We start from the raw sequence: 14,382 nt of genomic DNA on the forward strand, positions 1-14,382 counted from the left end.
ACGCTACCGGTGCAGGTGGCAGCGCATGTGGACGTCGTGCGCAACTGCTCTTGGTGGTGTCGACGCGAACGGCCCGCACCCCTGTCGAGGTACGGGCCGCTCGCAGAACGACTCAGATCAGGACTGCGCCCGTCGACGCGGACTGCACGAGCTTGGCGTACTTGGCCAGGACCCCACGCGTGTACTTGGCGGGCAGCGGGGCCCAGCCGACCTTGCGCGCCTCGAGCTCCTCGTCGGAGACGAGCACCTCGAGCAGCTCGTTGGACATGTCGAGACGGATGCGGTCGCCGTCCTTGACGAACGCGATGGGGCCACCGTCGACAGCCTCGGGGGCCACGTGGCCGACGCACAGGCCGGTGGTGCCGCCCGAGAAGCGGCCGTCGGTCAGCAGGAGCACGTCCTTGCCCAGGCCCGCGCCCTTGATCGCGCCCGTGATGGCGAGCATCTCGCGCATGCCCGGGCCGCCCTTGGGGCCCTCGTAGCGGATCACGACGACGTCACCGGCGACGATCGTGCCGTCCTCGAGCGCATCCAGCGCTGCGCGCTCGCGCTCGAACACGCGGGCGGTGCCCTCGAACACGTCCGAGTCGAAGCCGGCCGACTTCACGACAGCACCCTCGGGCGCCAGCGAGCCGTGCAGGATCGTGATGCCACCGGTCTTGTGGATCGGGTTGCTCAGCGCGCGCAGGATCTTGCCGTCCGGGTCCGGCGGGTTCACGTCGGCCAGGTTCTCGGCGACGGTCTTGCCGGTCACGGTCAGGCAGTCACCGTGCAGCAGGCCCGCGTCGAGCAGCGCCTTCATGACGACGGGGACGCCGCCGATGCGGTCGATGTCGTTCATGACGTAACGGCCGAACGGCTTGAGGTCGCCCAGGTGCGGCACCTTGGCGGCGACGCGCGAGAAGTCCGCGAGCGTGAGGTCGACCTCGGCCTCGTGCGCGATCGCGAGCAGGTGCAGGACCGCGTTGGTCGAGCCGCCGAACGCCATGACCACGGCGATCGCGTTCTCGAACGCCTCCTTGGTCATGATCTGCCGGGCCGTGATCCCCCGCCGCAGCAGCTCGACGACGGCCTCGCCGGACTTGTGCGCGTACGCGTCACGGCGACGGTCGGCGCTCGGCGGAGCGGCCGAGCCGGGCAGCGACATGCCCATGGCCTCGGCCACCGACGCCATGGTGTTGGCGGTGTACATGCCGCCACAGGCACCCTCGCCGGGACAGATGGCACGCTCGATGCGGTCCACGTCCTCGCGGCTCATGAGCCCACGCGCGCAGGCGCCGACGGCCTCGAAGGCGTCGATGATCGTGACGTCCTTCTCGGTGCCGTCCGAGAGCTTGACCCAGCCCGGCGCGATCGACCCGGCGTAGAGGAACACGCTCGAGAGGTCGAGGCGCGCGGCCGCCATGAGCATGCCCGGCAGCGACTTGTCGCACCCGGCCAGCAGGACGGAGCCGTCGAGGCGCTCGGCCATCATGACCGTCTCCACGGAGTCGGCGATGATGTCGCGGCTCACCAGGGAGAAGTGCATGCCCTCGTGGCCCATCGAGATGCCGTCCGAGACCGAGATCGTGCCGAACTCCAGCGGGTAGCCGCCACCCGCGTGCACGCCGCTCTTGACGGCCTGCGCGAGCCGCTGGAGCGACAGGTTGCAGGGCGTGATCTCGTTCCACGAGCTCGCGACGCCGATCTGCGGCTTCGCGAAGTCGTCGTCACCGAGCCCGACCGCGCGGAGCATGCCGCGTGCGGCCGTCGCCTCGAGACCGTCGGTGACGGTGCGCGAGCGGGGCTTGATGTCGACTGGAGGTGCAGCTGAGGAGGGAGCGTTGTCCGACGTCACGGTCATGCACGCGAGTGTATGACTGCCCTTCGAACGCGCCGCTCGAGGGTCACCCTGCGGACGACCGGGCCACGCACCGAGGACACGTCAGCGAGGAGGAGCGGTCGATCCTCGCTCGACGAGGGACGTCACGAGCTGGATGTGGGTCTGCTCGACAGGCTGCCCGGCCATGAGCCGGATGAGCAGAGCGATCGCTGCGGCACCCATCTGCTGGATCGGCTGGTGCACGGTGCTGAGCGCTGGGGTGGTCAGTGCGGACTCGGGGATGTCGTCGAACCCGATGATCGACAGCTCGGACGGGACGTCCAGACCCAGCTCCTGCGCGATCTCGAGCGTGCCGATGGCCGAGAGGTCGTTGGCGGCGAACACCGCGGTCGGCCGTTCCGGCAGCGTCAAGAGCTCGCGCGCCGGCTCGTGGGTCGAGTCCTTGCGGTAGTCGCCCTCTCGCATGAGGCCCGGGTCCACCGCGATCCCGGCGTCGGTGAGCGCCTTGCAGTACCCGGCCTCGCGCAGACGCGAGGACTCGAGGTCGGAGCGGCCGCCGATGAAGCCGATCCGGCGGTGGCCGAGACCCAGGAGGTGCTCGACGGCCTGGACCGCGCCGGTGAAGTTGTCGGAGTCCACGGTCGGGAGCCCGGACGGCCCTGCGTGCGGGTCGATCGCGACGACGGGGATGCTGGCGTCGGTCTCCAGGACGGTCGGGGTGACGAGAACGGCACCGTCGATCAGGGTTCCGCTGAGCCGGGAGAGATAGCGCCGCTCCCAGCCGACGCCACCGGTCAGCTGGCCGCCGGTGTAGGCGAGGAGTGCGTACCCGGAGTCACCCAGCCCGATCGACGCACCCTTGAGGATCTCGGCGCTGAACGGCTCGAACTCGGCGACGAGGATGCCGATCACGTTGGTCTTGTGCGATCGCAGGCTGCGCGCGACGAGACTCGACTCGTACCCGAGCTCCTCGATCACGGCCTGCACGTGCGACGTCGTGCCGCTCGCCACCCCGTAGCGCTCGTTGATCACCTTCGAGACGGTCGCGGTCGAGACCCCCGCCCTTCGTGCGACATCTGTGATCGTCACCCGTTGACCCATGCGGCGAGCGTACTGCAACTAAAACGTTATCGATAACGTTTGACACGCGCGGTTCTGGGCTTCAGGAGCCGAGATCGGGCGGTGGCGTCGGCAAAACCGTCTGCAGTGCCCCTCCGCGTACCTCCGCGGTCAGAGCGCCGGAAGGTACTCCAGCCGCTCCACCTGCACGATCGTCGCAGACGGGCGCCCGTTGCTGGTGGCGTACACGCCGATCCACAGGCCCAGGAACCCTCCGGTCGCGACGGAGTCCAGCAAGCGGCCATCGGCCACCGCGACCGTGACAGGCGCCTGGTCACCGTCCGCGGCGAGCAAGGAGTACTCCTGGCCACGCGCGCGCACCGTCAGGGCCACCGGACCGTCGGTCGACGCCAGCGAGTGCCGACCCAGGACGGACTCGACGCCTCCCCGCCGGTGCACGGCGACCACCGTCCGCTCGGGCCCGTCGCCCGCGCGGGTGACGAACAGGCGCACGTGGTCGCTCTCCGACTGGCGAACCGTGACGCCGACGTCCTCCCCCGGTTGCAGGGCGGCGCGGACGACGGCCCGCACGTCGACGTCCCGGTGCTGCTGACGGACACCGAGGAACGTCGGCGTCGCAGCGTCGCTGAGGGTGCTCGGTCGCACAGTCAGGTCCCACCCGTCCCCGCGCGCCACCGCGAACTCGCCGGCGGGACGGCGCAACGACGTCCACCGCAGGTCGTCGGGCCGGACCGTGCCGCGCTCACCGCCCTGGGCGACTCCGGGGCGCGGCGGCCCGGCGAAGGGGACGTCGACCTCGGCGGGGACCTGCCCGATGCCGGGGGCGAACACCGGCCACCCGTCCTCCCAGACGACCGGCACCAGGAACGTCTCCCGGCCGAGGTTGTAGTGGTAGCCGCCGTACGGCCGCATGCCCAGCAGGACGGCCCACCAGGTTCCGTCCGCAGCCTCCACGAGGTCGGCGTGGCCGACGCCGACGACCTCGGACCCTCTGCCGAGGTGCCGGTGGGTGAGGACCGGGTTGCCCTTGTTGCCGACGTAGGGGCCGGTCACCGAGTCGGAGCGCGCGACCGAGACGGCGTGGTGGAACTCCGTTCCCCCCTCCGCGGCCAGGAGGTAGTACGTGCCGTCGACCTTGTACAGGTGCGGTGCCTCTGCCCAGACGACGTCGAGCAGCGCCCCGTTCCAGATGACGTGCTCGAACCCGACGAGCGACATGGTCGAGGGGTCGAGCTCACGCACCCAGACCTCGGTCTGGTCGTGCCACTCGGGCACGCGGGCCAACCGGGTGCCGTGCACCCACACGCGGCCGTCGTCGTCGAAGAAGATCGAGGGGTCGATGCCGTCCGCGTCGAGCCACACCGGGTCGGACCACGGTCCCGCGGGATCGGTGGCCGTCATCACGAAGTTTCCGCCCCGCGTCGGGTCGGACTGGTCGACGAGGGTGCACACGAGCCAGAACGTGCCGTCGTGGTGCCGGAGCGTGGGTGCGTAGAGCCCCCCCGAGGACGCGATGCCGTCGAAGTCGAGCTGGCCCGGCCGGTCGACGACGTGACCGATCTGCTCCCAGCTCGCCAGGTCCTCGCTGCGGAACACCGGTAGGCCGGGGAAGTACTCGAAGGTCGAGGTGACGAGGTAGTAGACGTCTCCGACCCGGCAGATCGTCGGGTCCGGGTAGCAGCCAGGCAGCACCGGGTTGGGGACCACGGTCACGAAGCGACGACCTTGACCTCGACAGAACGAGGGTCGGTCGTCGTGACGTCGTGCACGTCGCCGGTGATCGTCAGGCGTGCGCGTGCCGTCGCCGTGCCTGGCAGCTCGCGAGCCTCGGTCACCCTGCCGTTGGTGATGACGCCACCCGTGGACTCCTTCGTGCTGGTGGGCGCGAGCGAGGCGGCGGCATGAGAGCCGATCCACACCTCGACGTCCCCGGGCTCGACGATCCGGACGAGGCGACGATCGGAGAACGCGAACCGCGTCGTCGGGACCGAGAACGTCACGCGGCTGGAGGCACCGGGGGCGAGGTCGACCCGCGCGTAGCCCAGCAACGCGGCCACCGGTCGGGCGATCGTGGCCTGCACGTCGCGCCCGTAGAGCTGGACGGTGTCGGCACCCGCCAGGGCTCCCGAGTTCGTCACCGTCACCGAAGCAGTGAAGGTGCCGCTCGAGCGCACGGACGCGTCGACCACGAGGTCCGAGTACGAGAACTGCGTGTACGAGAGGCCGAAGCCGAAGGGGCGCAGCGGCGTGGAGTCCGTCGACGTGACGTCCGAAGGACCACCGAGGATCGGGTGGAGGTAGGAGTACGGCTGCGCGCCGGCCGAGCGCGGCATGGAGACCGGCAGTCGACCGGACGGGTTCACCGCGCCCGTGACGACCTCGGCGATCGCCAACCCGCCACCCTCGCCGGGGAAGAACGCCTGGAGCACCGCGTTCGGGCGAGCACCCGGGCCGTCGAGCGCCCAGCCGACCGCGTACGGGCGACCGGTGAGCAGCACCATGACCACCGGGGTGCCGGTCGCGACCAGCGTCTCGACGAGCTGGCGCTGGACACCCGGCAGGTCGAGCGACTCGGAGTCGTTCCCCTCCCCCACGGTGCCCCGGCCGAACAGGCCCGCCTGGTCACCCACGACCACGACGACGAGGTCGGAACCCTCGGCGGCTGCGACGGCCTCGGGGAACCCCGCGGTGTCGTCGCCCTCGACCGCACAGCCCTCGGCGAACACCAGCTCTGCTCGTGCCAGGCCGGCCCGGTCGAACGCCGGGCCGAACGCCTCGAGCACCGTCGGGATCTCGAAGCCCATCGGCAGCTCGGGATGGTGCGCCAGCACGTGGTTGGCGAACGAGTAGCAGCCCATGAGCGCCTCCGCGCGGTGCGCGTTCGGGCCGACGACGGCCACGCGCGCGGGCGCGGTCGTCCACCCGTTCAGAGGCAGCACGCCGCTGTTCGACAGCAGGACGACCGACTCCTCGGCGAGCCGGCGGGCCAGCTCCTGGTGCCGCGGCGAGTTGAGGTCGACGTCGGTCGGCGGCTCGTCCTCGAACGCGTCGGGCTCGAGCAGCCCGAGCTCCTCCTTCTGCGCGAGCACGCGCAGCACCGCACGGTCGACGAAGCGCTCGTCGAACGCGCCCGCGCGGATCCGGTCCGCCAGCGGCGTCAGGTAGGCGTCGCCCGTGGGCAGCTCGACGTCGATGCCGGCTTCGAGCGCGAGAGCAGCGGCCTCGCCCCGGTCGGCGGCGACCGCGTGCATGACCTGCAGGAACGCGACCGCGAAGTAGTCGGCCACGACGACGCCGTCGAAGCCCCACCGTTCACGCAGGAGGGACGTCAGGTACTCGGAGTTAGCCGCCACGGGGACGCCGTCGATGTCGGTGTAGGAGTTCATCACCGACCGGGCACCGCCCTCGAGGATCGCCATCTCGAACGGCGGGAGGAACGTGTCCGCGATCTCGCGGGGACCTGCGCTCACCGGGGCGTGGTTGCGCCCCGACTTCGAGCCCGAGTAGCCGACGAAGTGCTTGAGCGTGGCGTGCACGCCCGCCTCCTGCAGACCCCGGACGTAGGCCGTGCCGATGGTGCCGACGAGGTATGGGTCCTCGCCGATGCACTCGTCGACGCGCCCCCACCGCGGGTCGCGCACGACGTCGAGGACGGGGGCGAGGCCCTGGTGGATACCCAGCTCGCGCATCGAGTCACCGATCGCCAGGGCGGCGTCGTGCACGAGCTCGGGGTCGAAGGACGCTCCCCAGGCGAGCGGCGTCGGGTAGGTGGCTGCCTGCCACGCGGCGAGGCCGGTGAGGCACTCCTCGTGGACGAGCGCGGGGATGCCCAGCCGCGTCTCACGCTTGAGCCTGCGCTGCTCGGCCCACAACCAGGCTGCACGCTCGGCCGGGTCGACCGGTCGGGTTCCGTACACGCGCGTGTAGTGGCCGAGACCGTGCCGGGTCGTCTCGCTGAGCTTGCTCGACGCCTGCTGACCGGCCGCCATCTCCGACTGCATGGGCGCGACCGTGCCCTCCTGGTCGAGCCAGTAGCCGACGAGCTGGGCCAGCTTCTCCTCGAGCGTCATCTGCGCGTGCAGCGCACGCACACGATCGGACACCTGGGGCATGGCGGGTACGGGGTCGACCACAGGCCCTTCTCCTTCGTCGATGAAGTACGGGGTGCGTCCACTGGGGACTGCACGGACAGGCGACCGCAGGGTGGCGTGCCTCGGCGCGCCACCATCGGCTCGGGCCGGTGTCAGCCCTTCACCGCGCCGGTGAGACCACCGACGATGCGGCGTTCGAAGATCGTGAAGAACAGGAGCGCGGGGATCATCGACAGCGACGTGAACGCGAGCACCCTGGCGGTGTCCACCGAGTACTGCGACGCGAAGGCCTGGACCCCGAGCGGCAGGGTGTACGAGTCCTCGTTGTTGAGGATGAACAGAGGGAGGAGGTAGCTGTTCCAGCTGGCGATGAAGGCGAGGATCCCGACGGTCACGACACCCGGGATCGACAGCGGGATCACCATCCGGAAGAAGAACCCGAGCCGGCTTGCGCCGTCGATCGCCGCAGCCTCCTCGAGCTCCTTGGGGATGGCTCGTAGGAACGGCACCAGGATGATGATCGTCGTCGGCAGCGCGAAGGCGATCTGCGGGAGGATGATGCCGGCCAGGCTGTCGCTGAGACCGAGCCCGCGGATCATGATGTAGAGCGGTGTGATCGCCACGGTGATGGGGAACATCAGCCCGGCCGCGAAGAGCGCATACAGGGCCGCGCGCCCGTTGAAGTTGTAGCGGGCGAGCACGAAGCTGGCGGCCACGCCCAGGATGACGACCCCGAGGGTCGTGAAGAGCCCACAGATCACGGAGTTCCCCACCTGGCGCCAGAAGATCGGGCTGCTCAGGACCTCGGAGTAGTTGACGAACTGCCACTTGGTCGGGAAACCGGAGGGGTCCACCGTGATCTCGGCGTTCGTCCGGAAGCCGCCGATGATGATGTACAGCACCGGGGCGATGCAGAGGCCGACCAGCGTCCATGCGATGACGTAGGTCGCCCACCCCGCCCGGCTCAGGCTCGGCCGCTTGCGACCGGCCAGCGGGCGCGGGGCCGTCGGGCTCAGCGGTGGCGCGGTGGTCGCCGTCATCACTTCTTTCCTTCCGTGAGTGCGCCCTCGGTGTCGCGCCGCAGCACGAACCGCTGGTAGGTCAAGGCGACGACGAGCGAGATGATGAACAGGACCACGGCGACCGCGCTCCCGTAGCCGTAGTTCGCGGCGTTGCGACCGTTGACCACCATGTACGTGGCCATGGTCGAGGTGCCGGCCGTCGCAGCCACGTACTGCCCCCAGATGATGTAGACGAGGTCGAACAGCTGCAGCGCTCCGATGATCGACAGGAACGCCCAGATCCGGATCGTCGGGCCGAGCAGCGGCAGCGTGATCCGCCGCTGGCTCTGCCAGTAGCTCGCCCCGTCGATCGCCGCGGCCTCGAAGAGCTCCTCGGGGATGCTCTGCAGCCCGGCCAGGAACAGGATCACGGCGAACCCGATGTACTTCCACGTGATGATGATCATCAGTGACGCCATCGCGACCTTCGGGTCGGACAGCCAGTCGACGGTCCAGTTCGGCAGCCCGATCTTGACGAGCACGTCGTTGACCGCGCCGTTGGTCTGGAGCATGAGGCTCCAGCCGGTGCCGACGATCACCTCGGAGATGACGTAGGGCACGAAGATCAGGACGCGCACGATCGAGCGCCCGCGCATCTTCTGGTTGAGCAGAAGAGCGAGCAGGATCGCGGCGGGCCCCTGGAGCACCAGGGACAGGATCACGATCACGAAGTTGTGCCGCACGGCGTCCTGGAACGTCGAGTCGGACAGGATCGTGACGTAGTTCTGCAGCCCCACGAAGTTGGTGGGTTTGCCAAAGCCCTTCCACTTGAAGAATCCGTAGTAGGCGCCCAGGACGATCGGGAAGATGACGAACGCCAGGAACATCACCACGGCGGGACCAGCGAGAAGGCTGATCTCGAGACGCTGGCGCCAGGGGGAGCCCCCGGCCCGGCGGACCGGGGACGAGGCCACGTCGGCCCCGTCCCCGTCCACCGAGGAACCCTCGGGCGAGGTCACGGCGAGCTTGCCCTCGCCCAAAGAGTCGCTCATGTTGTCGATTACTCCTTCGCCGCCGCGTCCTTGACGCCCTGGACGATCGCCGCCGAGTCACCCTGGCCCGCGAGCAGGTTCACGACGCCGGCGTTGAGGGCGTTCCCGACGTTCTGGCCGTAGAGCGTGTCGAGCCAGAGCGAGACGTACGGCGCCTCGTTGTACGACGCGAGCACGTCCAGCAGTGCGGGCTCGGTGACGACGCCCTGCGCCTCCTGGCTGGCAGGGAGCGTGTGGAACGCGTTGGCGTAGCCCTCCTGGTACTTCTTCTGCATCGCGAAGTTGAGGAACTTCGAGCACTCCGCGGGAGCGTCCTTCGAGCAGGAGAAGCCGTCGAGGCCGCCCATCATGGCGCCGTCGGCACCGTCACCGCCGTCGATGGCCGGGAAGGGGAACCAGGCCAGGTCCGCGAGCGGCTTCTTGTCGGGAGTCAGGGACGCGATCACGCCCGGGTCCCAGGCGCCCATGAGCTCCATCGCCGCCTGGTGGTTCGCCAGCAGACCTGCCGACGAGCCTGCGCCCTGCTGGGCCGAGGTGGTCAGGAAGCCCTCGTTGAACGGATCGGTCTCGGAGAACGCCGCGAGCTCGTCGCCCGCCTTCTCCCAGCACGGGTCGTCGAACGTCATGTCCGCGGCGGCCTTGTCGAGGGTCTCCTGCGAGCAGGCGCGCAGCGCGAAGAAGTAGTACCAGTGGGCCGCCGGCCAGGCGTCCTTGGCGCCGAGGGCGATCGGGGAGATACCGGCCGCCTTGAGCTTGTCGACCGCACCCTCGAGGTCCTCGATGGTCTTGGGGGTGTCGGTGATGCCGGCCTGCTCGAACAGGTCCTTGCTGTAGTAGATGCCGCCCGGGAGGATCGACATCGGCATGCCGTAGACGGTGTCGTCGATGGTGAACGCGTTGAATGCCGCGTCCCCGACCGCCGTGCGCGTCGCGTCGTCGACCACGACCTCCTGCGCCTGACCTGCCTCGACGACATCGGCCAGCTTGCCGCCGCCGCGGGCCATGAAGATGTCGGGCGCGTCGCCGGAGTTCAGCGCGGTCTGCAGCTTGCCGTCCATGTCTTCGTTCTGGATGGCCTGGATCTTGATGGTCACGCCCGGGTTCGCGGCCTCGAAGTCCGCCACGGTGGACTCCCAGTAGGCCTTGCCCTCACCGGTCGTGGAGTTGTGCCAGAAGGTCATCTCGGTGTCGCCGCCGGTTGATTCGCCGCTACCGCCGTCGTCCCCGCCGCTGCAGGCGCTGAGCCCCGCGGCACTCATCACCAAGGCGGCTGAGACCGCCAGGAGCTTGCGAGCAATCATGAGATCTGTCCTCTTCGTCGAGTTACACAGAGTGAAAGCTGGCCCTTGCTGGGCGGACCGCCGCTGCCACCCGAGCCTCAGCCCGCGCGCCGTGCTGTCCGCACTGCCTGTCACCGCCGCAGGTCGGCATCCGTGCCGATCTGCGTCCGCCTTGCAAGGGCGGCACCACCGTCACAGTGGTGCAGTCTCCTTCTCCAACATGCGCTCCCGTCCCCACTGACGGTGGGCGCAGACCCACTGTCGCAGCGGCGACGCGACCAAGTCAAACGTTATCGATAACGTTTTACTAACGGACGCACCCTACCCGGGTCGAGCGCCGGCGCGCGATCCGCCGGTGGCGGCGGGGGGCCGGCGCGACCCACACCTGGCGCGTGGCCTCGCGAATGGATAACGTTATCTAAATCGATGTCGAGTTTCGCGCCTCGGACCAGCGGCATCGGCGCCTCGAGACCCGTTCCTACCTCCCCGCCGACGACGTCGTGGTCACGCGCTGAGCGGCTCGACCGACGCCCCCGGAGGCGCCATGAACCCCGTCACCACCCCGGTGACCGCGGCACGCGGCAGAGGCGCCGTCACCGCGCTGACGTTCGACGACGGCCCGAACGGCGCCACCACGTCCGCGCTGCTGGACTTCCTCGGTGAGCACGGCATCCACGCGACGTTCTGCGTCATCGGCCAGAACATCCAGGCGCCCGGCGGGGCGGCGATCCTCCGGCGGATCGTCGACGACGGTCACACCCTGGGCAACCACTCCACGTCCTACGCGGACATGGGCACCTGGACGCCGGAGCGGGTCGGGGCCGACCTCGTCGAGAACCTGCGGATCATCCGGGACGCCCTGGGCGATCCGACGGCTCCGGTGCCGTACTTCCGCGCCCCGAACGGCAGCTGGGGCCAGACCGCGGCGGTCGCCGTGTCGCTCGGGATGCAGCCGCTCGGCGTGGTCAACACCATCGACGACTGGTCCACCCAGGACGTCCCGACGCTCACCGCGAACCTGCGCGCCGCGATGAAGCCCGGCGAGCTCGTCCTGGCGCACGACGGTGGCGGTGACCGCTCGGGCACCCTCGCAGCGGTGCAGACGGTCGTCACCGAGCGCCTCGCGGCAGGCTGGACGTTCAGTCTGCCGACGGGCGACTAGCGCCGAGCGTCCCCCGAGACGCCGAGGGCCCCGGATCCTCCTCCTCCACACCGATCCGGGGCCTTCGGTCTGCCCTCTCAGCTGCGATGGCGCGCCTGCCAGGTGCACACGCACACCTCGTTGCCCTCCGGGTCCGCGACGATCCAGAACGCCGGGGCTCGGGTGTCGCTGACCAGGTGCCCTCCGGCCGCGATCGCCGACGCGACCCTCGCCTCGGCCTGGTCGTGCGGGACCACGATGTCGAAGTGGATCCTGTTGCGCTGCGGCCTGGGCTCGTCCATCTGCTGGAACCAGATCGTCGGCCCGATCCCCGCGGGGTCCACCAGGTCGAGCTCTTGGTGCGGGCTCACCTGGTACCCCATCACCGCGGTCCAGAACGGCTTGACCCCCGGGATGTCGAGCGCGTCGACCGCGATCTCGAGCGTCTCGCTGCGCGGCACGTCACCGGTCAGGCCCAGCTCGTCGGCGAGCGCGCTCAGCGTCGCCGCCAGGTCGACGTCCCGCTGCGTCAGTCCGCCGGCATCGTGACTCGTCGTGGTGACCGTGACCTGGCCCCAGCGCAGGACCACGTCCGGGTGATGGTTCGCGGTGTCGGCGGCCTCCGCGACGCGGGCGACGAACGCGGCAGCGGTCGAGAAGTCGGGCGCCGAGAACGTCGCCCGGAGGGTCTGCAGCAGCACGCGCCAGTGTCGGTCGTCGACCGCCGCGGTGACCTCGGAGTGGCGCAGGAGAGTGGTGTCGGTCATGCGCCCCACCCTGCCACCGGGGGCCGACAGACGCTTCCGCTGCCTCAGTGCTGGAGCGCGGCCTCGGACTCGGTGTCGGCGCCCGCCTTGATGTGTCGTGTGACCCAGGGCGCGAGCGCGAACATCCCTCCGGCGAACGCCAGGGCGACGAGACCGATGACGCCGAAGTACGCGGCGGGGCGACGTCGGGCGTCCCGCACCACCCCCGCGGTGCTCACGGGGCGCCACGTCCCCCGTCGGGCTACCGTCGCCGGGTGCCGACGATCCACTGGTTCCGCCGCGACCTGCGGCTGGCGGACAACCCCGCGCTGCTGGCCGCAGTCGAGGAGGCTCGCGCACTCGACGACGAGGTCGTGCCCCTGTTCGTCGTCGACCCGAGCCTCTGGCGCTCCGCCGGCTCACCCCGGCTCGCCTATCTCGCCCGGTCCCTGCGTGCCCTTGAGGAGGCGACGGACGGACGCCTCGTCCTTCGCCACGGGCAGCCCGAGCAGGTCGTCCCCGAGGTCGTGCGAGCAGTCCAGGCTCCGTCCGTCCACGTGACGGCGGCGACCGAACCGTACGGGCGCCGTCGGGACGACGGGGTGGAACGGTCGCTGGGCGTCCCGCTGGTGCGTACAGGCTCCCCATACGCCGTCGCGCCGGGCCGCCTCACCACGCAGGGAGGGACGCCCTTCCAGGTGTTCACGCCGTTCCGCGGCGCCTGGCTCGACCACGGCTGGGCCGCCCCGGCCCGTCTGCCGTCGACGGTGCCCTGGGCGACGATGCGGTCCGACGGGCTGCCGGGGACGCCGACCACGGACGTCCGTCTGCCCGAGGCGGGCGAGCTCGCGGCGCGCGAGCGCTGGGCGGCGTTCGTCCGCGACGACCTCGCCGACTACGCCACGCAGCGCGACCGGCCCGACCTCGACACGACGTCGAGGCTCTCGATCCCCCTGAAGTACGGCGAGCTGCACCCGCGGACGCTCCTCGCCGACCTGGCGCGGGTACCGGTCGACGTGACCACGTTCCGCTCCGAGCTCGCCTGGCGCGAGTTCCACGCCGACGTGCTCTGGCACCACCCCGGCGCCGCACGGCGCTCGCTGCGGACGGTCGTGCCCGAGGACTCGTGGGACACCGGGGACGCCGCGTTCGAGGCCTGGGCGGCCGGTCGCACCGGCTACCCGATCGTCGACGCGGGCATGCGGCAGCTGCGATCGCTCGGCTGGATGCACAACCGGGTCCGGATGGTTGTCGCGTCGTTCCTGGTCAAGGACCTGCACGTGCGCTGGCAGCGGGGCGCTGAGCACTTCATGGCGTGGCTGGTCGACGGGGACGTGTCACAGAACCAGCTGAACTGGCAGTGGGTCGCCGGCACCGGACGCGACGCGGCACCGTACTTCCGGGTGTTCAACCCGACGACGCAGGGCAAGAAGTTCGACCCGGACGGCGCGTACGTGCGCGAGTGGGTGCCCGAGCTGCGCGGCGTCGAGGGCGCCGCGGTGCACGAACCGTGGAAGCTGCGCACCCAGCCGACGGAATATCCGGCCCCGATCGTCGACCACGCGGCCGAACGGAAGGTCGCGCTCGACGACTTCCACCGGGCACGAGGTCAGTCGAGCTGAGCCGCCCGGTACTCGTCCTCGAGGATCGCCATGATGATCGCGTCGCACCAGCCGTCGCCGTCGCGGTAGGCGTCGCGCTTGCGCCCCTCGATGCGGAAGCCGATGTTCTCGTACAGCGACTTGGCCCGCGCGTTGATGCTCAGCACGTCGAGCTCGACCCGGTGCAGACCGAGGCCGTCGAACGCCATGCCGAGGACGAGCTGGATGCCCTCGGTGCCGTAGCCACGCCCGCGGTACTGCGGCCCCATGGACAGGCGCAGGTTGGCGGAGCCGACGAACTCGTCGACCTCGTTCAGCACGATCTCGCCGCGGAACGTGTCGTCGCCGTCCACGGTCACCGCGAAGTCGTACCGGTCCTCGGCCGTGGCACGGCTCGCGCACCAGGCGTCGATCTGCTGGCGCGTGAACGTCGCCGTCGTGCCCGTCAGGCGGTTGCCCTCGGGGTCGGCCAGCATCTCCCACATCGCGTCCGCGTCGCTCGCGCGGATCGGTCGGAGCACGATCATCTCGCCCTGCAGCGTGGGCTTCTCCATCGTCCGCTCCTCTC

The 14,382-nt window shown here is 70.2% G+C and carries 12 protein-coding genes; 2 read left to right on the forward strand and 10 right to left on the reverse strand.

The window, feature by feature from the left end; genetic code table 11:
• Positions 1-112: 112 nt before the first annotated feature.
• From ilvD to AC1DPN_RS17070, 7 genes are all read right to left on the reverse strand, one after another.
• Positions 113-1,843 carry a dihydroxy-acid dehydratase gene (gene ilvD / locus AC1DPN_RS17040; protein WP_477085961.1) on the reverse strand — a complete coding sequence of 577 codons (1,731 nt, stop codon included), beginning with the start codon at positions 1,841-1,843 and terminating at the stop codon, positions 113-115.
• 81 nt (positions 1,844-1,924) lie between these two features.
• Positions 1,925-2,923 carry a LacI family DNA-binding transcriptional regulator gene (locus AC1DPN_RS17045; RefSeq protein WP_477085962.1) on the reverse strand — a complete coding sequence of 333 codons (999 nt, stop codon included), beginning with the start codon at positions 2,921-2,923 and terminating at the stop codon, positions 1,925-1,927.
• A 129-nt stretch (positions 2,924-3,052) separates the two neighbouring features.
• Entirely contained in the window at positions 3,053-4,615 is a 1,563-nt protein-coding gene (locus AC1DPN_RS17050) for a glycoside hydrolase family 43 protein (RefSeq protein ID WP_477085963.1), read from the reverse strand.
• The gene (locus AC1DPN_RS17055; protein WP_477086005.1) at positions 4,612-7,014 is read right to left on the reverse strand and encodes a beta-xylosidase/alpha-l-arabinosidase; all 2,403 of its coding nucleotides are present in this window, start codon (positions 7,012-7,014) and stop codon (positions 4,612-4,614) included. The genes AC1DPN_RS17050 and AC1DPN_RS17055 overlap by 4 nt, the downstream gene beginning before the upstream one ends.
• 131 nt (positions 7,015-7,145) lie before the next feature.
• A complete protein-coding gene (locus tag AC1DPN_RS17060; protein WP_477085964.1) occupies positions 7,146-8,033 on the reverse strand; it encodes a carbohydrate ABC transporter permease in 888 nt (295 codons plus the stop codon).
• A complete protein-coding gene (locus AC1DPN_RS17065) occupies positions 8,033-9,046 on the reverse strand; it encodes a carbohydrate ABC transporter permease (RefSeq protein WP_477085965.1) in 1,014 nt (337 codons plus the stop codon). Before AC1DPN_RS17065 ends, AC1DPN_RS17060 begins: the two co-directional genes overlap by 1 nt.
• An 8-nt stretch (positions 9,047-9,054) precedes the next feature.
• Positions 9,055-10,347 carry an extracellular solute-binding protein gene (locus AC1DPN_RS17070; protein WP_477085966.1) on the reverse strand — a complete coding sequence of 431 codons (1,293 nt, stop codon included), beginning with the start codon at positions 10,345-10,347 and terminating at the stop codon, positions 9,055-9,057.
• A 523-nt stretch (positions 10,348-10,870) separates the two neighbouring features.
• On the opposite strand from AC1DPN_RS17070, the gene AC1DPN_RS17075 reads away from it, so the two are divergent.
• Positions 10,871-11,488, forward strand: a complete 618-nt coding sequence (locus tag AC1DPN_RS17075; RefSeq protein ID WP_477085967.1) for a polysaccharide deacetylase family protein — start codon at positions 10,871-10,873, stop codon at positions 11,486-11,488.
• Positions 11,489-11,565: 77 nt separating this feature from the next.
• Here AC1DPN_RS17075 and AC1DPN_RS17080 read toward each other — a convergent pair whose 3' ends face one another.
• A complete protein-coding gene (locus AC1DPN_RS17080) occupies positions 11,566-12,234 on the reverse strand; it encodes a 4a-hydroxytetrahydrobiopterin dehydratase (protein ID WP_477085968.1) in 669 nt (222 codons plus the stop codon).
• 44 nt (positions 12,235-12,278) lie between these two features.
• The gene (locus AC1DPN_RS17085) at positions 12,279-12,452 is read right to left on the reverse strand and encodes a hypothetical protein (protein WP_477085969.1); all 174 of its coding nucleotides are present in this window, start codon (positions 12,450-12,452) and stop codon (positions 12,279-12,281) included.
• Positions 12,453-12,488: 36 nt separating this feature from the next.
• Here AC1DPN_RS17085 and AC1DPN_RS17090 point away from each other — a divergent pair, with 36 nt between their 5' ends.
• Positions 12,489-13,835 carry a cryptochrome/photolyase family protein gene (locus AC1DPN_RS17090; protein WP_477085970.1) on the forward strand — a complete coding sequence of 449 codons (1,347 nt, stop codon included), beginning with the start codon at positions 12,489-12,491 and terminating at the stop codon, positions 13,833-13,835.
• On the opposite strand, the gene AC1DPN_RS17095 is transcribed toward AC1DPN_RS17090, so the two are convergent.
• Positions 13,823-14,368, reverse strand: coding sequence for a GNAT family N-acetyltransferase (locus AC1DPN_RS17095; protein WP_477085971.1), 546 nt, complete (start codon positions 14,366-14,368; stop codon positions 13,823-13,825). The two genes, AC1DPN_RS17090 and AC1DPN_RS17095, sit on opposite strands and share 13 nt — an antisense overlap.
• Positions 14,369-14,382: the final 14 nt, after the last annotated feature.

The sequence above is a fragment of the Cellulomonas sp. P4_H4 genome, assembly GCF_056400865.1.